Annotated in this window: 16 protein-coding genes; 6 read left to right on the top strand and 10 right to left on the bottom strand. The window is 70.0% G+C overall.

The window, feature by feature from the left end:
- Positions 1-28: 28 nt before the first annotated feature.
- Positions 29-352: a twin-arginine translocase TatA/TatE family subunit gene (locus tag DEJ24_RS04585; protein WP_111077475.1), complete on the bottom strand. Its 324-nt coding sequence runs from the start codon at positions 350-352 to the stop codon at positions 29-31.
- 195 nt (positions 353-547) lie between these two features.
- Entirely contained in the window at positions 548-3,175 is a 2,628-nt protein-coding gene (locus DEJ24_RS04580) for a glycoside hydrolase family 2 protein (RefSeq protein WP_111077474.1), read from the bottom strand.
- A gap of 296 nt (positions 3,176-3,471) precedes the next feature.
- On the opposite strand from DEJ24_RS04580, the gene DEJ24_RS04575 reads away from it, so the two are divergent.
- From DEJ24_RS04575 to DEJ24_RS04565, 3 genes are all read left to right on the top strand, one after another.
- Positions 3,472-3,894, top strand: a complete 423-nt coding sequence (locus tag DEJ24_RS04575; RefSeq protein ID WP_111077473.1) for a pilus assembly protein CpaE — start codon at positions 3,472-3,474, stop codon at positions 3,892-3,894.
- Positions 3,895-3,963: 69 nt separating this feature from the next.
- Positions 3,964-4,794: an aldo/keto reductase gene (locus DEJ24_RS04570; RefSeq protein WP_110903746.1), complete on the top strand. Its 831-nt coding sequence runs from the start codon at positions 3,964-3,966 to the stop codon at positions 4,792-4,794.
- A gap of 154 nt (positions 4,795-4,948) precedes the next feature.
- Positions 4,949-6,886: an Ig-like domain-containing protein gene (locus DEJ24_RS04565; RefSeq protein ID WP_111077472.1), complete on the top strand. Its 1,938-nt coding sequence runs from the start codon at positions 4,949-4,951 to the stop codon at positions 6,884-6,886.
- Positions 6,887-7,007: 121 nt separating this feature from the next.
- Here the strand turns inward: DEJ24_RS04565 and DEJ24_RS04560 are convergent, their stop codons facing one another.
- A complete protein-coding gene (locus tag DEJ24_RS04560; protein WP_111077471.1) occupies positions 7,008-8,159 on the bottom strand; it encodes a class I SAM-dependent methyltransferase in 1,152 nt (383 codons plus the stop codon).
- Between the two features lie 162 nt (positions 8,160-8,321).
- Here DEJ24_RS04560 and DEJ24_RS04555 point away from each other — a divergent pair, with 162 nt between their 5' ends.
- Complete coding sequence (locus DEJ24_RS04555) at positions 8,322-9,026, top strand: GntR family transcriptional regulator (protein ID WP_111077470.1); 705 nt, start codon at positions 8,322-8,324, stop codon at positions 9,024-9,026.
- 263 nt (positions 9,027-9,289) lie between these two features.
- Here the strand turns inward: DEJ24_RS04555 and DEJ24_RS04550 are convergent, their stop codons facing one another.
- The 7 genes from DEJ24_RS04550 to DEJ24_RS16525 all read right to left on the bottom strand — a co-directional run bounded on the left by DEJ24_RS04550 (position 9,290) and on the right by DEJ24_RS16525 (position 16,346).
- Positions 9,290-11,182, bottom strand: a complete 1,893-nt coding sequence (locus DEJ24_RS04550; RefSeq protein WP_111077469.1) for a hypothetical protein — start codon at positions 11,180-11,182, stop codon at positions 9,290-9,292.
- A gap of 84 nt (positions 11,183-11,266) precedes the next feature.
- A complete protein-coding gene (locus tag DEJ24_RS04545; RefSeq protein ID WP_110903820.1) occupies positions 11,267-11,677 on the bottom strand; it encodes a heat shock protein transcriptional repressor HspR in 411 nt (136 codons plus the stop codon).
- A gap of 110 nt (positions 11,678-11,787) precedes the next feature.
- On the bottom strand, positions 11,788-12,795 hold the full coding sequence (locus tag DEJ24_RS04540; protein WP_111077468.1) for a DnaJ C-terminal domain-containing protein: 1,008 nt from the start codon (positions 12,793-12,795) through the stop codon (positions 11,788-11,790).
- A gap of 30 nt (positions 12,796-12,825) precedes the next feature.
- Positions 12,826-13,518 (bottom strand): nucleotide exchange factor GrpE, encoded by a 693-nt coding sequence (locus tag DEJ24_RS17165; protein WP_258374538.1) that lies wholly within the window; start codon positions 13,516-13,518, stop codon positions 12,826-12,828.
- 3 nt (positions 13,519-13,521) lie between these two features.
- Complete coding sequence (gene dnaK, locus DEJ24_RS04530; protein ID WP_110903752.1) at positions 13,522-15,387, bottom strand: molecular chaperone DnaK; 1,866 nt, start codon at positions 15,385-15,387, stop codon at positions 13,522-13,524.
- 201 nt (positions 15,388-15,588) lie between these two features.
- Complete coding sequence (locus tag DEJ24_RS16530) at positions 15,589-15,966, bottom strand: hypothetical protein (protein WP_146245926.1); 378 nt, start codon at positions 15,964-15,966, stop codon at positions 15,589-15,591.
- Positions 15,967-16,082: 116 nt separating this feature from the next.
- The gene (locus DEJ24_RS16525) at positions 16,083-16,346 is read right to left on the bottom strand and encodes a hypothetical protein (protein WP_146245925.1); all 264 of its coding nucleotides are present in this window, start codon (positions 16,344-16,346) and stop codon (positions 16,083-16,085) included.
- On the opposite strand from DEJ24_RS16525, the gene DEJ24_RS04525 reads away from it, so the two are divergent.
- A complete protein-coding gene (locus DEJ24_RS04525; RefSeq protein WP_146245924.1) occupies positions 16,309-17,808 on the top strand; it encodes a hypothetical protein in 1,500 nt (499 codons plus the stop codon). The genes DEJ24_RS16525 and DEJ24_RS04525 overlap by 38 nt on opposite strands.
- A 129-nt stretch (positions 17,809-17,937) precedes the next feature.
- Positions 17,938-20,166, top strand: coding sequence for a hypothetical protein (locus DEJ24_RS16785; RefSeq protein WP_181432822.1), 2,229 nt, complete (start codon positions 17,938-17,940; stop codon positions 20,164-20,166).

The following is a 20,166-nucleotide window of genomic DNA, read 5'->3' as shown; positions in this document are numbered from 1 at the left end:
GGGCCGGGATGCCGATGGGAACGGCGGTCTAGAGGGAGCGGGAGTCGCCGTTCGGCGGCGTCGAGGGGCCGGGGTTCACGACCGGCTGCTGCACGCCGTTGGAGCTCGGGTACTGCGCCGTCGGCTGCTGGACGGGGGCGGCGGTGTGCACCGGCGCGTTCGCGTCGTACGCGGTGGCGTCCTGCGCGGCGGCTCCGGTCTTCTTGCGGTCGTCGGTGTCCATCTCCTTCTTGAAGACGTTGATCGACTGGCCGAGGCCCTTGGCGAGCGCCGGGAGCTTCGTCGCACCGAACAGCAGCAGCACGATGCCCAGGATGATCACCAGGTGGACTCCGGTGAGGCCTTGCAACATGATGACTCCTTCGGTACTGGAACTGGTCGCCGTCCGACCAGTGTGCCTGGTCGCGTTGCCCGGTCATCGTCGACCGGCCCGGCGGTGTCCCGCTGTCCGTCCATGCTAACTCCCGCTGCCCGGGAAGCCCAGACGCGTGCGGCAACGGACACTGTTCATCCAGGCTCGTGGCGCGGACCCCGCACGGGAACCGGGTCAGTCGGCCAGCACCCGGTCGAGCGTCCAGAGCACCGGCGCCGAGGTCAGGGCCGCAGCGTCCGCGCCCGTCACCCCGCCGACGCGGTACTCCACCCGCTCACCGGGCAGGAGCGTCATGAACCCACGGTCGACGGTGCCCGTCGGCGACACCCGGTCCGGCTGGACGAGCAGGTCCCGAACGAGCGAGTCCGCCTCCACGACCATCCGCACGCCGGAGCGGTCCGGCTCGTCCGAGACCGTCACACGGTAGTGCGCGGGCTGCCAGCGCATGTCCCGGTCCGGGGCGGGCGTCCAGACGGCACGACGCCAGTCCATGTCCGCCACGACGAGCTCACCACGCGCATCCGCGACCACGCCGACGGAGGCCGGCAGGCGCACCACGGCGACCCCGGGGCCGTCGAGGACCACCGGCAGGTACTCCTCGGCCAGGATCTGCCCGGCGAGGTCGATGCGCCGCACCCGGACGACGGAGTCGATGCCGTTCCGCGACGAGCGCACCGCGACCTCGATCGGGGAGCCGGCCGTGTCGGAGACCGGCAGCTGCGCGGTCGGCGGGTGCGCGCCTCCCGACCGGTCGACCCGCTCCGTACCCGGGGCGAGCGGCGTCACCGCGGTGACCACGGTCGAGACCGGCCGGATCGTCACCAGCACGTCGTCGTACAGGCGACGCAGTTCGTGCGCGAGCGGCTTGCGGCGGCCCGCGGAGTCGATGGCGGACCACGACGAGACCGACCACAGGTCGTTGAGCTGCCACACGATGACGCCGGTGTTGCGCGGCCAGTGCGTCCGCCAGTGCTCGACGCCGGTCGCGATGGCGCGGGACTGCTGCAGCTGCGTCAGCCAGTGCCACCGGTCGAAGTCCGACTCCCAACCCTCGCCGAAGCGCGGCTCGAGGCCACGGGCCAACTTGCCCATGCCGTCGTCGGCCTTCTGGTGGTGCACCACACCCGGCGACGTCGGGGTCATCGGTTCGTCGGTCACGGCCTCGCGCAGGGTCCGCCACGCGGGCGGCGCCTGCCAGCCGAACTCCGCCACGAAGCGCGGGACCGAGTCCCGGTAGTGCTCGTCGGACACCCGGTTCCAGACGTCCCACGAGTGGTGCGTCTCGTGGTCCACGTCGTTCGGTTCGAGCGACTCGGAGCCCGACCAGGGCGAGGCCACCGTGTAGAAGCGGGAGGGGTCCACCGCGTCCACGATCGTCGGCAGCAGGTCCAGGTAGTAGTCGAGTCCCCAACCGCGGTCGCCGAGTTCCTCGCCCCAGCCGTCGGCGTCGTGCAGCCAGATGTTCTCGTTGTTGCCGTTCCAGACCACCAGCGACGGGTGCCGCGACAGGCGAGCGACGTTGTCCCGTGCCTCGGCGACGACCTCGCTGCGGATCGGCTCGATCTCGGGGTACGAGGCGCACGCGAACAGGAAGTCCTGCCACACGAGCAACCCCAGCTCGTCGCAGCGCTGGTAGAAGTCGTGCGACTCGTACACACCACCGCCCCAGACCCGGACGAGGTTCGCGTTCAGGGCCACGGCGGCGTCGAGGCGCTCGGCGTACCGCTCCTTCGTGACCCGCGAGACGATCACGTCGTCCGGGATCCAGTTCACCCCGCGGACGTCGATGACGGTGCTGTTCACACGGATCGCGAACGGCCGTCCGACGGAGTCCTCGGCCGTGTCGACGACCACCGAGCGGAAGCCCGTCCGGAACGACGAGCGATCGAGCACGTCGCCGTCGACGGTCTGCAGGTGCACCTCGACGTCGTACAGCGGCTGCGGGCCGTACCCGCGGGGCCACCACAGTTCGGCGTCCGGGATCCGGACCGTCACGACGGCCTCGTCCTCCTTCGGCGTCACGGTGACGCGCGAGCGCTGCTTCGTCCCGTGGCCCGACACCGTGACGACGAGCACCAGGTCGTCGTCCTCGCCGTCCTGGTCCAGGTCGTTCATGCCGGAGCGCTCGAACGCGACGTGCGCGTCGAGGACACCCTCGCCGGCCTCGACGTCCACGAGGGGCCGGACGTCACGCAGCCGAGCGGTGGACCAGCGCTCGATGGCGACCGGGCGCCACGGCCCGCTCGTGACGGCGGTCAGGCCCCAGTCCCAGCCGAAGTTCGAGGCCATCTTGCGCACGTACGGGAACGGTTCGTCGTACGGCCCCGGCATCGTGCCCGCACGCGCTGCGACCCGCTCGGCCTCGCGGTACGGCGACTCGAACAGGATCTCGAGTTCGCGGTCGGTGCTGGCGTTCGTGCCGTCGGTCATGTCGAGCAGGTCGAACCGGTAGCGCCGGTGCATGTTGCGCGTCGTGCCGACCTGCACGCCGTCGAGGGTCAGGGTGGCGACGGTGTCCAGGCCGTCGCAGACCAGGTCGACCCGCTCGAACCCGCGCGGGTCCACGTCGACGGTCCGGCGGTACAGCCAGTCGGTCTGCCCGACCCACGCCGTCGTCGCCTCGTTGCGGTCGGAAGTCGGGTCCGGCAGCAGCCCCTCGCGCTCGAGGTCGGTGTGCACCTGGCCCGGGACCGTCGCCGTGAGCGCCCGGCCACGGACGACGTCGGGGACGCTCCCGCGTCCCCCTTCCTCAGCCGCGGACACGGTCCAGTCGTCGCGGAGTTCCTCGCGTTCGAGGGTCATGCGGGTCCTTCTCTGCTGGGGGTCGGTCCGCGTCGACCGCGGTCCGGGACGTCGTCCCCCGGTCCGCCACCCCCGTCGGCCACGGCCGGGAGGCTCGGCACCGGTCCCCCGGCGGTCGTCGCGTCACGCACGTGGATCGACGGGCGACCGCACGCGGGATGCTCGGTGATGCTAGTACGGCTGTCCGTCATCCAGGTCCGGAACCGGTCCACGTCGTCCCGAGTGCGCGAGGAGAGCGCGATCCCGGCCCCGCGCCTCCCGGTCGACTCCGACGGTCGAGTGCCAGGCTGGGGCGCATGATCAGTGTCGAACTCGCCCGCTCCCTGCGTGACGCCGGTCTCCGGTGGCACCCGGAGACCGGCGACCGCTTCGTGATCGACAAGCCGGGGGTCGACGACGACGTCTACACGGTGTCGGAGATGACCGTCGAGCGGCACGACCACCCGACCGGGACGTTCCTGGGCTTCAACGGGACGACGGAGTGGGCGCTCGACTCGGTCTCGGCCGCCGAGTCGCTGTGGCTGCCCCGGGAGGACCAGCTCCGGGAACTCCTCGGTCCGTCGTTCGTGGGGCTCACCCGTGGGTCCGGGACGGACGACCGGACGGTGTGGACGGTGACGGCCGTGATCGCCGGCGAAGACCGCTCCTTCGCGGCCGTCGACCCGGCGATCTCCTACGCGCAGGCGTTGGCCGCCTACATCACCGCCGCGCTCGAGTAGCACCGGGACGGACCAGCCCGCCTGGGAACCCGGGGACGACTCGTGGGGCCACGGGTGTTGTCTGGAGGCATGACCGTTCCGAACATCACGCTCAACGACGGACGCACGATCCCGCAGCTCGGCTTCGGCGTCTTCCAGATCGACCCCTCCGAGACGAAGGCAGCGACCCTCGCCGCGCTCGAGGTCGGCTACCGCCACATCGACACCGCCGAGATGTACGGCAACGAGAAGGAGGTCGGCGAGGCCATCGCCGAATCCGGCATCGACCGCTCGGAGATCTTCGTCACCTCGAAGCTGAACAACGGCTTCCACGCTCCCGAAGCAGCCCTGGAGAACGGCAGGAAGTCGGCCGAGCTGCTCGGTGGCTACACCGACCTGTTCCTCATCCACTGGCCGCTGCCGACCGTCTCGGACTTCGTCCCGACGTGGAAGGCGCTCGAGGAGCTCTACGCCGCCGGCACCGCTCGCTCGATCGGCGTCTCGAACTTCCAGGCGCACCACCTGCGCCGACTCATCGCCGAGACGACCGTGACGCCCGCCGTGAACCAGATCGAGGTGCACCCGTACCTGACGCAGGACGAGCTGCGCGCGGTGGACACCGAGCTCGGCATCGCGACCGAGGCCTGGTCACCGATCGCGCAGGGCCTCGTGCTCGACGACGAGACCATCACCCGCATCGCCGGTGCCACGGGCAAGACGCCGGCACAGGTGGTCCTCCGCTGGCACATCCAGCGCGGCGACATCGTGTTCCCGAAGTCGGTCACCCGTTCGCGCGTCGAGGAGAACTTCGCGATCTTCGACTTCGAGCTCTCGGACGAGGACATGACCGACATCTCGACGCTCGACAAGGGGCACCGCACGGGCCCCGACCCCGACACGTTCGACTTCGTCCCGGCCTGATCCATCGCGGAACGAGGAGAGCCCCGGCCCGATGGTCGGGGCTTTCGTGCGTTCCGGCGACGTGCGCGGATGCGCATTGCATTCGAGATATCACCAGCATATTGCATGCAACATACAGCCTGTCCATGCGCTCCGCGTGGACAGGAAGGAAACCATGCGCAAGATCAACCGAGCCACCGCCGGAGCAGCCTTCGGCATCGTGCTCGCCGCCGGCTTCGTCCCGGCCGTCGCCTCCGCCGCGACCGCATCGTCGGACGCCCCCGCGATCCCGGGTGCGACCGCCGAGCGCCCGATCACGGACAGCCGCACCAGCATCGCGAAGATCCAGGGGGTGGCCGCCCAGGACGAGCGGAACGGCAACCGCCTGTTCGTCACCAGCCAGGCCATCCCGGAGGCCCAGGTCACGAGCACCGTCGCGAACGGCACGCTGAAGATCGTCGATGCGTCCGGGAACGTGCTCTGCATCGGCTCGGCGGCGGCGGACCGACCGAACCTCTACAGCTGCGAGCTCGAACCGCTCGTCTCCGGTCCGCAGACGATCACGGCAGCCGTCGTGAAGGCGAACGGCACCTACAGCACGCCCACCCAGGCGGAACTCGACGCGTACGCCGCGACACCGACCATCGAGTCGGTGACCCGGGACGGCGACGACCTTGTCGTGGCCGGGCACACCAACCGGGAGGCCCGGGTCGAGTCCTCGATCGACCGCACCTCCGTGCTCACCGAGACGGACACGGACACCGACGGCAGCTTCCGGATCCGGATCCCGGGCGGCGCCACCGCCGAGCAGGCCTTCGTCCGCACGGTGAACGACGCGATCCCGGCGGACACCCACGACCACGACGAGTTCGCAACGAGCAACTGGGCCCTGGCGTCCACTGACTCCGAAGCCGGCTCGGGCGAAGAGACCCCCGCACCCGGCGACGGCTCGGGCGAAGAGACCCCCGCACCCGGCGACGGCTCCGGCGAGGCCCAGGCGCCGGTCTACGACGTCACGAGCCCCGCCGCCGGTGCGACGGTCCGGACGGCGCAGCCGACCTTCACCGGCCACGGCCGCCCCGACGGTCGCGTCGCCGTCCAGACCGCGAGCGGCGAGACGCTCGGGGTCGCGACCGCCGACGCCGACGGAAGCTGGGAGGTCACCCTCGAGGGCACGCTCCAGCTCGGCGGCAACGACATCGCCGTCTCGTTCGAGAACCCCGACGGCAGCTGGACGAAGCGTGTCACCCAGGAGGTCACCCGCGTCGCACGGACCGATGCCTTCCGGATCACGACGCCGGCCGATGGTTCGACGGTCACCGACCCGCGGCCGACGATCGAGGGTGCCACGGTCGGCTCGTACCGCCGCATCTCGGTGCAGGACGAGAACGGCACGACGTACGCGTCCGGGTCCTCCGACGCCGAGGGCGACTTCCGGCTCACCTTCGACGAGGACCTCCGTGCGGGCGTGAACACGCTCTCGGTGCAGTACCAGGAGCAGGGCGGCAACTGGGCGTCCTCCCCGTACACGCTGCACTACGACACGGATGCCGGCGAGGAGCCGGGCTCCGGCGAGGGCGAACAGCCCGGCGACGGCGACGAGGCCCCGGCCCCGGCCGAGGTCCAGGTCAGCACGACGCGCCTCGATGACGCCGACGTGGTACTCGGCCTCTCCGGCGCCGAGGGCACGGAGGTCACCGTCGTCGCGAACGGCGTGACCGAGCGCGCCACGATCGGGGACCAGGGCCTGGCGAGCGTCGTCGTGCCGGCACCGGCGGCGACGACCACGACGGCGCACGTCACCTCGACGAACGGCGACCGTTCGGCGGAGCAGGACGTCGTGATCGGTGACGGAGCGCACCCGTCCGACCAGGTGACGGCCGCGGTCGTCAGCTCCAGCGCGCTGACCGGCAGCGCCGAGATCGACGCCTGGGGCCCGGCCTCCGGCATCGGCGGGCTGCAGGCGGAGGACGCCGACGGCAACCTCCTCGCCTACGGCACCATCGGCGCGGACGGCTCCGGGCACCTGACGGTGACCGGCCTGACCGCGGGCGAGCACGTCCTCACGATCGTCTCGGGCGGGCTCTCGACCCAGGTCACCGTCACCATCTGACGCTGACCGGTTGCAACGGCCCCGTCCTGCCGACGCAGGACGGGGCCGTCGTCCGTCATCCGGGCCTCCCGTGCCGGTGACTCACCACGTCTGGCGTGCTGGCTCCTCGGGGTCCGCCCGATCAGGGCTGCGCGACCGACGCAGTCACGGTGAACCTCGCGGTGCGCACGACCTGCCGGGTCGGTCCGACGACCCGCTCGAGCACCGGTCGGTACCGCAGGTGCGAGTTCCACACCGTCCAGAGCTCGCCACCGGCGCGCAGCACCGACGCCGCGTTCCGGAACATCGCCTCCGCCGCGTCGGTCGACACCGTCGTGTCCGCGTGGAAGGGCGGGTTGCAGAGCACCAGGTCGGCGCTGTCCTCGTCGAGTTCGTCGCCGGCGTCGCTCCGGACGGTGCGCACCCGGTCCCCGACGCCGTTCAGGTCCGCGGTCATCCGTGTGGAGGCGACGGCCGCGGCCGACACGTCCGTCGCGACGACGTGCACCCGCGGGCGTCGTCGAGCCACCACGGTGGCGATCACCCCGTTGCCGCAGCCGAGGTCGACGACCTGGCGGGCCTCCGGGACGGCGTCGTCGAGCGCGTCGAGGAGCACCCGGGTCCCCAGGTCGAGCGTCGCACCGGCGAACACGCCACCGTGAGCGGCGACCGTGATCCCGAGCTCGTCCTGGTGCACGCGGCGCGGCCAGGGATCGGTGACGTCGGCACGGGCAGCAGCCGCGCGCAACGGGTCGGAGGCGATGAGCAGGCGTGACTTCCCGCGCCCTCGACTCGCCACGACCTCACCGAAGGACCGGCGGAGGACGTCGTTCTGCGACAGCGACATGTACTTGGTCCGGCCACCGCACAGCAGCACCACGTCCGGTGCCGCGTACCGGGCGACCGCGCGGGCGACCTCGTCGAGCCGGTCGTGCGACTTGGTGAGCCGGAGCAGGACGAGCCGGGCGTCCCGGAACGACTCCTCGAACCCCTCCGGGTGGTGGAACCCGCGACGTCCGAAGGTCCCGGCGCTCGCTTCCAGCGCGCGTTCCCCGACGAGCGAGTCCTGCACCACCCGGACGTCGCTCGCGCCGTGCAGCGCGAGCACCCCGAGCGTGAGGACTCCGTACCGGTCGTCGACGACCGTGACGGCACCAGGATGGCGGAGCGCGTCGCCGTGCACGTGCGGAGCCTCGTCGAGCAGGAACCGATCGGTGCCGTCGATGGCGATGAGGTCCGGTCCCTGTTCCCGGGGGTGGCGCCGGAAGTGGTCGACGAAGTCGGAAGCGGACATGTCCCCGAGCGTACCGACGCCACCCCGGCCCTCCCCCGGCCGGGCCGTCGCGTGCGCAGGTCGCAACGGCGTCCGGTATATCACACGCGACAAGTGTGAGCAGGACTCCTACGCTCAGGGGAGGTCGGGTCCACCGGCTCCAGGACGCAGCGGGAGGGGTAGATGTTCGCACCGCGACCCAGGGCCGGGACGAGGAAGCTGCTCCGCGACGTCGCCCGTGACCGGCTCCGCAGCGAGATCATGAGCGGGCGGCTGCGCCCGGGCGACCGGTTGGACGACGACGAACTGGCCGAGCGGCTCGGGTGCTCCCGGACGCCGGTCCGCGAGGCCCTCGCCGACCTCGACCGCCTGGGGCTGGTCGAGTTCTGCGCGAACCGGTACACGCGGGTCGCCGTCCCGCGGGACGAGGACGTCCTGCCGGCGCTGCAGGCCCTCGGGCTGCTGTTCGGCGGACTGGTGCGCGTCTCCGTCCCGACGCTCAGCGACCAGAACCGCGCCGCGCTGTTCCGACGACTCGGGGTCCTGCTCGACTGCATGCAGACACCGGGCTGGCGGGCGACGGCGGACGCGGCGACCCCGGTCTACCGGACGTTCATCAGCGAATGCCGGAACCCGATGCTGTCGGCGGCGCTCCGCGCGTCACTCGACGGCCTGACCTTCCGGCTGCGCAGCGACCGTCTGCACGAGTCGCTGCCGTGGGAACACATCCGGAACGGCGTCGTCGCGCTCCGGATCGCGGTGGACAGCAGGGACGGTCGACTCGCCGAGCGCGCCACCTGGGCTGTCCACATGCTGCCGGACCCGGACCGCAGCAGCCCGCAGGTCGACGACGGGCAGCGCACCGGAGCAGACCGGACGGACCGCTGACCGTGTGCGGTGAGTGCATGCGAGCGGTGATCGATGCCGTCCGTGCGCGTCGTCCGGGGGCACGGCGAACGCGTTGCGCCCCGTCGGACGAGGCGCCGACCGGCGTCCCGCCGTGCTCGTCGTCCCCCAGCGCACTCCGCGCCCTGCTCGACCCTCCGCCCGACGCCTGACGACTGGCGCCTGACGCCGGACACCTGAGCGACAGAAGCCCCGGCCGCGGTCGTCGCTCGAGGTCGACGACCGCGGCCGGGGCGTCAGGACGGTCAGCGCTCGGCGACCAACCGCACGCTCGAGGTCGTCGTGTTCGCGCCCTTCGACGTCGCCGTCGCCACGACCACGTGGTCGCGGGCCTCGAGCGCCGGCGTCCGGATGACCCAACGACCGTCGCCGTCGGCGACGGTGTGCCCGAGACCGTCGACGACCCCGCCCTGTTCGCCGAGGTCGATCGCAGCTCCCGGCGCGGCCACCCCGGCGATCCGCACCTCCGGCCAGACGGGCGACACGAGGAACCCGTCGCCGGGGGACGTGATGCGCACGGCCGCGCCGTAGTCCAGGCGCACCGGCACGGTGTCGGTGTCCTGGCTGCGGACCCGCTGGACGACCTGGAGCGCGAACACGCCCCCGCGACCCGGAGCCGGCACCGAGACCGTCCAGTTGCCGTCCTCGCCGACCGTGGTGCCGACGACGACGCGGGCACCGTCCCGGACCTCGACCCGGGCGCCCGGCTGCCCTCGTCCCGCCACCGTCGCACGCTCCGAGACGTCCGCCGGGAACTGGGCCGAAGCGGTCAGCGCGGCGATGACCAGCCGGACGTCGACGTCGACGCTCGCGACCTCTTCGCTGCCCTTCCGAGCGACCAGGTGGACGGGGTTCGTCCCGTCTGCCAGACCGGTGAGACCGAAGTTCCAGGAGCCGGTCGACGAGGGCGTGACCGACCGGGTGACCTCGGTGCCGTCGCGCTTCCAGGTGACCTCCACCGACGTCGTGCCCGCCGGTGCGGTACCGACGAGGGTCGCGGTGCCGTCCACCACGTCGACGTCCTCCACGGTCGCCTGCAGGCCCGCGCCGGTGACCGTGGTCGTCACGGTCGCGGTCGTGTCGAAGGTGCCCGCGGCGACGGAACCGGCGAGCGTGCCCCGCAGCGAGCTCGTCGTCGTCGTGATGCCGATCGGCGTCTCGATCCGCATCGCGAACCGGAACTGCTGACCCGCGGCGATCGCCCAGTTCCGGCTGCCGAGGGAGAACGAGTACGTCCTGCCGTCGGCCGAGCGGGATCCGCTGACGAGCGAGTCGCCGCCGAAGTCCTTCCAGGTGGTCCCGTCCCGGTACTGACCGGTCTGCCGGTCCTGGCCCGGCGCGAACGTGGTGCCCTCGGGCGCCGTGAAGACCAGGGTGCCGGTGGGCGTCGTGAAGGCGGACTGCGCGGTGTAGCCCGCGTACACCGTCGTCGTGGCACCGCGCGGCAGGTCCGCCGTGCCGACGTTGCCGGTGATCCGCCCCGGCTTCGCCGGGTCGGTGATCGTCACCGTCACCGACGTCTGGTCCCGGTACTGCCCGTCGACGTACTGCTGGAAGACCAGCGTGTTCTGCCCGACCTGCAGCCCTGTGACGATCGTCTCCCACGTCCCCGTCCCGGCGTCGCTCGCGGTGGCGACCTGACGTCCGTTCAACCGGATGCTCGCCTTCCCCATCGCCGTTCCGGTGATCCGAGCGATCCGTCCCGAGTCGTCCTTCGACGCGACCTGCGCGGTGATCGCCCGCTGCGGGTACGGCCGCGTGACCGGCGAGCTGCTCACCGTCGCCGAGTTCTTGCACCCGATCAGGCAGGCGTAGGTCCAGAACCGGGGGGTCCGGGTCTCGCCGTACCGCCACCCGGCGAAGGTCGCGGTCGACGTGCCGCCGTCCCAGTGGTAGTCACCGCCGACGTTCCCGACGTGGATCTGACAGGTCGTCTCGAACAACCCGCAGCGTGGGTTCCCGGTGACGCGGTAGGTCCGGTCGTCGATCGGCGTCAGGCTGACGCCCGTCGGCGTGTTCGCGACCGTCCTGGTCGATCCCGGCGGGGCCGATGTCGTCGTCGCCGACGCCGGCCCTCCGGCCACCAGTGCGGAGACGACGACCGCCGTGGCGGCCATCGCGGTGGTCGTGATGCGCATGGACTCCTCCTCGTGTCATGACTCGGTCCGAGCCAGGGCACACCGTAGGGAGGATCAGAATGCGCTACAAATTCGGTATATCACTCAGCGCTGGGGCCGGTAGAGCACGACCGCCGTGTTGCGCTGCGGCCGCATCCCGGCACGGAGCGGCACCGCCGCCCCGGTCGTCGTCGCGGCGAACACCCGAGCGCCCGGACGGCTGATCAACTGGTCGGCGAGGGCGCGCTCGAGCTCCCGGACCCGAGTCCGGAGCGCGCGGTTCTCGTTCTCCAGGTCCAGGACACGCCGGATCCCCTCCAGCGACACCCCCTCGGATCCCAGCCGCGCGATCTCCCGCAGCTGCGCGACGTCCCGCATCGAGTACCGACGGGACCCGCCGCGGGTCCGTCCGGGGACGACCAGGCCGAGCCGGTCGTACTGCCGCAGTGTCTGCGGGTGCATCTCCGCCAACTCGGCGGCGACCGCGATCGCGAAGACGGGCGAGGTCTCGTCCATGTCGGCCATCTGAGCGCTCCTAGCGGGACTGACGGGAGGCTCGGTGCGGGTTCCTGACGGAGCCGCACCGAGCCTCCCGGCCGGGTCTGGTGGTGATGTGGTGCGTGACGCTAGCCGCGCGCCTTGGCGAGCAGGTCCTCGCGCGGGTCCTCGTCGGGCAGGGCTGCGGCGAGGGCGTCGAGCGCCTCGCGCGCCTTGTCCGACAGGTGGGACGGCACCGCGACCTGGACGGTGGCGAGCAGGTCGCCCGTGCCGTTCTTGGTCGTGACGCCGCGGCCCTTGACGCGGAGGACCCGTCCGGACGGCGTGCCGGGCGCGACGCGGAGCTTGACCGGCGCGCCACCGAGGGTCGGGACCTCGATCGTCGCGCCGAGCGCGGCCTCCACGAAGGTGACCGGCACGTCGACCCGCAGGTTGAGGCCGTCTCGCTCGAACACCGGGTGCTTCCGCACCGTGACGGTGACCACGAGGTCACCGGCCTCACCGCCGTCGCGGCTCTGCTCACCACGACCGCGCAGCCGGATCTTCTGGCCGTCGGCGACGCCCGCGGGGATGCGGACGTTCACCGGCCGGCCGTTGCCCTGCGCGAGCTTGACCGTGTCACCGGCGACGGCGGTGGCGAGGTCGAGCGTCGTCGTCGCGGTGACGTCGCGCCCCTTCGTCGGGCCGCCGAAGCCACGGAAGCCGCCGGTGTTCTGGCCGAAGCCGCCACCGCCGAACATGCCGCCGAGGATGTCCTCGAAGCCGCCGGCACCGCCGCCGCCCTGACCGAAGCGGACGCGCTGTCCGCCCCCGCCCTGGCCGCCGCCGCCGAACATGCCGCCGAAGACGTCCTCGAAGCCGCCCTGGCCGCCCGGTCCGCCCGCCGTGAAGCGGGCGCCGGAGCCCATCGCGCGGACCTGGTCGTACTCCTTGCGCTGCTCCTTGTCGGAGAGCACGGAGTACGCCTCGCTGATCTCCTTGAACTTCGACTCGGCAGCAGCGTCACCCGGGTTGGAGTCCGGGTGGTACTGCCGCGCGAGCTTCCGGTAGGTCTTCTTCAGGTCGGCCTCAGAGGCGTCCTTGGACACCCCGAGGACCGCGTAGAAGTCCTTGTCGAACCAGTCCTGACTGGCCACGGCTCACCTCCCCTCTTCCGATGCCGGCCCTCAGGCCGGGACCGCCACGGCGACCTTGGCCGCACGGAGCACACGCTCGCCGAGCTTGTAGCCCGGTTCGACGACGTCCGCGACCGTCTGACCGGTGGCACCCGGTGTCGGGAGCTGGACGATCGCCTCGTGGATGTTCGGGTCGAAAGTCTCGCCCTTCTCACCGATCTGCACGAGCTTGAACCTGTCGAACCCGGCGCGGATCTTCTGGCCGATGACCTGCATGGGGCCCTCGGGCAGGTCCCCGTGCGCCTCGGCGCGGGTCAGGTCGTCGAGCGCGGGGAGGAGTGCACGCACCACCTCGGCGATCGCCACCTCGCGGTTGGCCTCGCGGTCGCGCTCGACGCGCTTCCGGAAGTTCACCAGCTCGGCCTGCGCACGGAGCATGTCCGCGCGCATCTCGGCGACCAGGTCGCGGTCGGACGGGGACAGGCGGTCTTCGGCGATGCCGGACGCGGCGTCGGCGAGCAGGGCCTCGTCCTCCGGGCTGAGGTCGTCCGCCGGGCTCCCGCCCGTCGGACCCCCGTCCGCCGCAGCGGGCGCGTCCGTCGGGACCTCGACGTCGGGGCCCTCGGCCTCGATCAGGTCCTCGGGTGCCGTCGCGTTGGTGGCGTCGCCCTCGACCTGCGGCTCCCGGGCGTCGTCGACGTTGTCGTCGTGCACGTTGCCGTCAGCGTTGTTGGAGTCAGCCATCGGTTACTTCTTGTCCTTGTCGTCCTCGTCGTCCACGACCTCGGCGTCGACGATGTCCTCGTCGTCACCGGCGGTCTGGCCCTCCGCGCCCGCTTCCGGACCGGCGGCGGCAGCCGACTGGTCCTGGGCGTAGATGGCCTGGCCGATCTTGCCCTGCGACTCGTTCAGCTTGTCGAAGGCGGTCTTCACCGCGTCGTCGTCGTCTCCCGCGAGGGCCGACTTCAGCGCATCGACGTCGGCCTGCACCTCGGACTTGACGTCCGCGGGGAGCTTCTCGTCGTTCTCCTTGATGAGCTTCTCGATCGAGTACGCGAGCTGCTCGGCCTGGTTGCGACGCTCGCTGGCTTCGCGGCGGGCCTTGTCCTCGGCGGCGTGCTCCTCGGCCTCGCGGACCATGCGCTCGATGTCCTCCTTCGGCAGCGACGAGCCGCCGGAGATGACCATCGACTGCTCCTTGCCGGTGCCCTTGTCCTTCGCGGACACGTGCACGATGCCGTTGGCGTCGATGTCGAACGTGACCTCGATCTGCGGGATGCCCGCGGGCGCCGGGGCGATGCCGGTCAGCTCGAAGGTGCCGAGCGCCTTGTTGTCGCGAGTGAAGTCGCGCTCGCCCTGGAAGACCTGGATGGCGACCGACGGCTGGTTCGAGTCAGCGGTCGTGAAGGTCTCGCTGCGCTTGGTCGGGATCGCGGTGTTGCGGTCGATGAGCTTCGTCATCAGGCCGCCCTTGGTCTCGATGCCGAGCGAGAGCGGGGTGACGTCGATGAGCAGGACGTCCTTGCGCTCACCCTTGAGGACACCAGCCTGCAGCGCGGCGCCGACGGCGACGACCTCGTCCGGGTTGACGCCCTGGTTCGGCGACTTGCCACCGGTCAGCGACTTGACGACCTCGGCCACGGCGGGCATGCGGGTCGAGCCGCCGACGAGGACGACGTGCGCGATGTCGTTCACCGACACGCCCGCCTCCTTGATGACGTCGTTGAAGGGCTTCTTCGTGCGGTCGAGCAGGTCGGAGGTCATCTGCTCGAACTGGGCGCGCGAGATGGTCTCGTCGAGGTTCAGCGGGCCGTTCGCCGTGAGGGTGAGGTACGGCAGCTGGATGTTGGCGCTCAGCTGACTCGACAGTTCCTTCTTCGCCTGCTCGGCGGCTTCCTTCAGGCGCTGCTTGGCGATCTTGTCCGTGGACAGGTCGACGCCGTGCTCGTCCTTGAACTTCTTGACCAGGTGGTCGACGATCCGCTGGTCCCAGTCGTCGCCGCCCAGGCGGTTGTCGCCCGAGGTCGAGCGGACCTGGATCGTGGAGAAGTCGTCGTCCTTGCCCACCTCGAGCAGGGAGACGTCGAACGTGCCGCCGCCGAGGTCGAAGACCAGGATGAGCTCGTCTTCCTTGCCCTTGTCGAGGCCGTACGCCAGCGCGGCCGCGGTCGGCTCGTTGATGATGCGGAGGACGTTGAGGCCGGCGATCTCACCGGCGTCCTTCGTGGCCTGGCGCTCGGCGTCGTTGAAGTACGCCGGGACCGTGATGACCGCGTCGGTGACGTCCTCACCGAGGTACTGCTCGGCGTCGCGCTTGAGCTTGCCGAGGGTACGGGCCGAGATCTCCTGCGGCGTGTAGCTCTTGCCGTCGATGTCGACCTTCCAGTCGGTACCGATGTGGCGCTTGACGCTCGCGATGGTGCGGTCGACGTTCGTGACGGCCTGGCGCTTCGCGGTCTCGCCGACGAGCACCTCGCCGTCCTTCGTGAATGCCACGATCGACGGCGTCGTGCGGAGGCCCTCGGCGTTCGCGATGACGGTGGGCTCGCCACCCTCGAGCACGCTGACGACCGAGTTGGTGGTTCCGAGGTCGATTCCTACTGCACGTCCCATGGGGCTCCCTTTCGTGGTGGATCAAAGTCTGCGCCGACTTGCGTCTGCTGCGCTCAACTTTACTCACGGAGGCTGGGAGGTCAAGTGGGGGAAGGCGAAGTTGCGCCGGGGTGGCTCAAGTCAACGTCAAGCGTAGGCCTTACACTCGGGATGCTTTCAGCGGACACATGCAATATTTCATATGTCCATGTTGTAGCCGTATCACACGGCACTCATCCGAAAGACATCTCCTCTCACATGAAGAAGACACTTCGCGCAGCCGGGGCCGCTGGGCTCGCTGCTGCCACTGTATTGACCGGGCTGAGTTTCGGAAGCGCCGCTTCGGCTAGTGCAACCAGCGCAAGCAGCACTCATGCAGGGTTTGGATTCAAACTCATCTGGAAGAATTCTGAAAAAGACTTCCAAACCACCAACGAGACCTATTTGACCAGGTACAGCACCCTCGCCGAAGCCGAGGCAGCTGCAAAGCTCATCGAACCCGTCTTCGTCGAACAGGACGAGTCCGGCAAGAAGTGGTTCGAGTTGAATATCCAGGCAGACGATGGCGAGCGATGCCTCTACGAGCATCACGAGAATCATCCCACTCCTTGGGCTGGGTTCTTGACAGGTGCGGCCTGCGGAAAGAATAATTCCAAGTGGACGCTCGATGACGGCTTTCTGCTGTCTAAAGCTGGACGATATATCGCCGCACCCCGTCAAAGCTCGGATGCCGGGAAAGTCTGGTACTTCCCCGTCTCTAGCTCCAAGCCGTCGTCCTCCAAATTCGTCAACATCCCATCGAGCCTCGAGGGCGTTACGGCTTCGTCGTCGAATGTTGATGTCAATGCCGGGACAGCGACAGTGTCAGGATCGGCTCCGAAGGACGCGACGAACGTGCTGGTCGAGTGGACGAACGAGGAGGGCGCGGAGAAGCAGAGGTACGTGTCGGTCGTTGACGGGAAGTACTCCGCGATCGTCACCGGGCTGAAGCTCGGCACGACTCCGGTTTCCGTCACGGCGTTCGACGGCGGCGATGAGATCGGCACCACAAGTGTCGACGTCAAGCTCGAAGTGGCACCGGTCACCGCCACGTACGCCTTCGACGCGAGCGTCGACACCGTCGTCCAGGTCTCGGGAACGGCGCAGCCGAACACGAGAGTCACGATCAAGCACGGCGAGACGGACCTGGTCACGGTCCCGACCGGCGACACCGGCGAATGGACGGCACCGATCAATGCGCCGAACATGCCCGGCGCCTACAACCTCACCGTCGGGCAGGAGATCCGCGGCCAGGACAACGGCCGCATCGAACTCGATGTCGACTACGGCCCCGGTGTCACCATCAACTCGCCGGGCGACGGCTTCGAGCTGGGCGAAGGCGACACCCTCGCTGTCCGTGGGTCTGCACCGACGGGTACCGAGATCAACGTCCACGAGAAGGGCAAGAGCGAGGTCCTCAACAGCGGCAAGGCCGGCACCAACTCCTACCTGATTCCGATCACCGGCCTCGAGGACCGCGAGTACACGCTCGTCGCGGAAGGCATCACGAAGGGGTACAACCGCACCCATGCCGAGATCACGATCAACCCGGGCAAGACCTCGGAGCTCACCCCGGCTGCCGTGACATCCACTTCCGTCGTCGCCGGCACGACGAACACGATCGAGGGAACCGCGACGAAGGACGCGACCCTCAAGATCGTGAACGCCTGGGGCACCGACCTGCTCGGCACGCCGGTCACGGTCGACAGCACCGGCCACTGGTCCTTCGACCGCGTCGTGTCCTGGAACGCGAAGAACTTCACGTTCTTCATCGAGCAGAGCAAGAACGGCGCCACCAAGAAGTCCGGCGCCTTCGTGATCAACCCCGAGGACCCGGCCGCCTCCCTGGTCGACCCGACGGTCACCGACCCCGCCACGGTCAACCTCGGCGTGAACAACACCTTCACCGGCACCGCCACCAAGGACGCCACGCTGAAGATCGTCAACGCCTCCGGCACCGACCTGCTCGGCCACCCGGTCACCGTCGACAGCGACGGCAACTGGACCTTCGACCGCATCGTGTCCCGTTCGGCGAAGAACTTCACGTTCTTCATCGAGCAGAGCAAGAACGGCGCCACCAAGAAGTCCGGCGCCTTCGTGATCAACCCCGAGGACCCGGCCGCCTCCCTGGTCGACCCGACGGTCACCGACCCCGCCACGGTCAACCTCGGCGTGAACAACACCTTCACCGGCACCGCCACCAAGGACGCCACGCTGAAGATCGTCAACGCCTCCGGCACCGACCTGCTCGGCCACCCGGTCACCGTCGACAGCGACGGGAACTGGACCTTCGACCGCGTCGTGTCCTGGAACGCGAAGAACTTCACGTTCTTCATCGAGCAGAGCAAGAACGGCGCCACCAAGAAGTCCGGCCCGTTCGTGGTCAACCCCACCGCGGAGTGACACCCGAACACCACCACCCCTGACAGTGACGGCCCTCCTACTCCGGGAGGGCCGTCACTGATATATTCAACCTGTGCGCGAAATGTCAATTCGCTACCGTGTTCCTATCCGATCGGAAGGAACAAGTGAATGCGATATCTATTCAACATGGCTGCGGCGGTGGCGACGGTGCTCGCTACGATGCTGGGCGGACCCACCCATGCCGACCCGGCTCCTCGCGCCGTCGATCTCGACCTGGGGACCGCAGTGCTCCAGCGCGGCGAGACCGGCGCCATCGACATCGGGTTCGAGCAACTCGGTGGGCACCCGGGCACCGTCGAGGGGGACGTCACCGTGTCGGCACCGGCGGGCACCACGTTCCCAACGGCGGACAACGACGCACTCGGTCAGTACCGAAACCCCGGGTGGGCAAGGTGGCTGTCGACGAGCCGGCTTCGTCTGACCGATGCCCGGGTGAGCGGTGACCGGACGCAAGCCACGTACTCGCTCCGCGGCACGGCGGACTTTGACACGAGCGTGCAGCTCCGGTTCGCCATCCCCGTCGAGGTGTCGGCCGCTGCACCGGTGACCGGGCGCCTGTCCTACCTGGCGACCGGAACACGCGCGGGCGGTGTCGCCCCGTGGAGTGTGGGCGGTTCGACGACGATGCGCGTCGCGGCGGGTGTCGAGGGCGGTGCCGGCGAGGAGACCACCCTGGCTCGCGGCGGATCAGTGTCCGTCCCCTTCGTGGCCTCGACGACGACCCGTGTGAGCGCAGTCGACGGAGCGGTCGAAGTGGACGCTCCTGCTGGAACGCAGTTCTCCGACGGGCAGGCCACGGTGACTGGCTGGTACGAACACGACGGCGTCCGGCACACGGACGGCATGACGCTGACCGACGGGGAACGACTCGACGGCGGTTCGCGGTACCGATGGCACTGGACGACGCAGCCGTCCTGGTCGGTACCGCCCGGCACGCGGTTCGGATGGGCGGTCACCGTCGACACACCCGCCGATGCGGTCGCCAAGCGCGGTGCGCTCACGGCGGACCTGCACGGCGACGCGCTGCAGGGACCGTTTGACACGCGCGCGACGACCGCCACCACGATCCCCGAGAACGATGAGGTCCTGGTCGGGGTAGACGGTCCCGCCACGTCGCTCGTCCGCGGGGACACCTCGACGGTGGAGGCACGACTCCGGAGCACGGTCGAGACCACTTCCCCGCGCGACGGCTCCGTCGTGCGGTTCGACGCACCCGCCGGGACGACCTTCGACTCGGGAGCGGCCATCCGCGGCGAGTACCAGCTGCCAGGTTCCGACCAGACGCGGCAGTTCACCGCGGACCAGCTCGTCGACGGAGAGCGCACAGAGGACGACACCGTCCTGACCTACCGGTGGGCCGACACCGGCTGGCAGCTCCCCGCAGGCACCGTCATCCGCTTCGCGGTGCCGGTCACGGTGCCGTCGGACGCACCCGCAGGGACGGAGGCACTCACCACGGTCGCCACCGGCCGTACCGACCAGGGGACCTTCGCGGCGTCCGCCACGACCGCCACCACCATCGCGGCGGCCCCCACGCTCACCCCCGTGTCGCTCCGGAACGAGCGACTCGTGGCGGGGTGGGACAACATCCTGCGCGGATCGGGGCACCCCGGCGCTGGACTCGAGGTCGACGACCACTTCGGCAACCGACTGGCAGCCGCGGTGGTCCACGCCGACGGCTCCTGGCAGGCCGTGCTCCCCGTCCCGGTCAACGCCGCCGAACTCGAGCTCCACTTCGTGCAGACGTCCGGTGACGTCACCGAGGCCTCCGGTGCCGTCTCATTGCCCGTCGTCTCCCCGCCGTCCGTCACGACCAGCACCACGACCATGGTGCCGGGCCTGCTGAACCGGTTCGAGGGGACAGGTCCGGGCGGAGCGGCCTACCGCGTCGTCAACCGCTGGGGAACTGATCTCGTCTCGGGCACGTCGACGGTCGACTCCGACGGCAGGTGGCGATTCGATCGCGTCGTCTCGAACGGAGCGACGTCGTTCGAGTTCCGCCTCCAGCTCGCCACCGACGGTTGGGAAGCCCGGACTCCGGTCTTCGTCACCGGGTCGACGTCACTCGAGCCGGTCACCGTGCTCACGAAGTCGGTCGTCCCCGGCACGGAGAACCTCTTCGAAGGCACCGGGAGCGCGAACGCCAGCTACCGGGTCGTCAACGACTGGGGGACGGAACTCGTCTCCGGTACCCGCCAGGTGGACGGAGACGGGCGATGGTCGTTCCGTCGCGTCGTCGACTACCGAGCGCACGACTTCCGGTTCCGGATCGAACAGCGCCGCGGAGCGGTCACGCTCCTCTCTGACCTCTTCGTGGTGCCGGCCGCCGAACGGTAG

Origin of the sequence: Curtobacterium sp. MCPF17_001 (assembly GCF_003234615.1) — a bacterium.
Lineage (GTDB): Bacteria > Actinomycetota > Actinomycetes > Actinomycetales > Microbacteriaceae > Curtobacterium.
The sequence above is the reverse complement of the archived record's forward strand: the minus strand, read 5'-3'. Positions and strand labels throughout refer to the sequence as shown.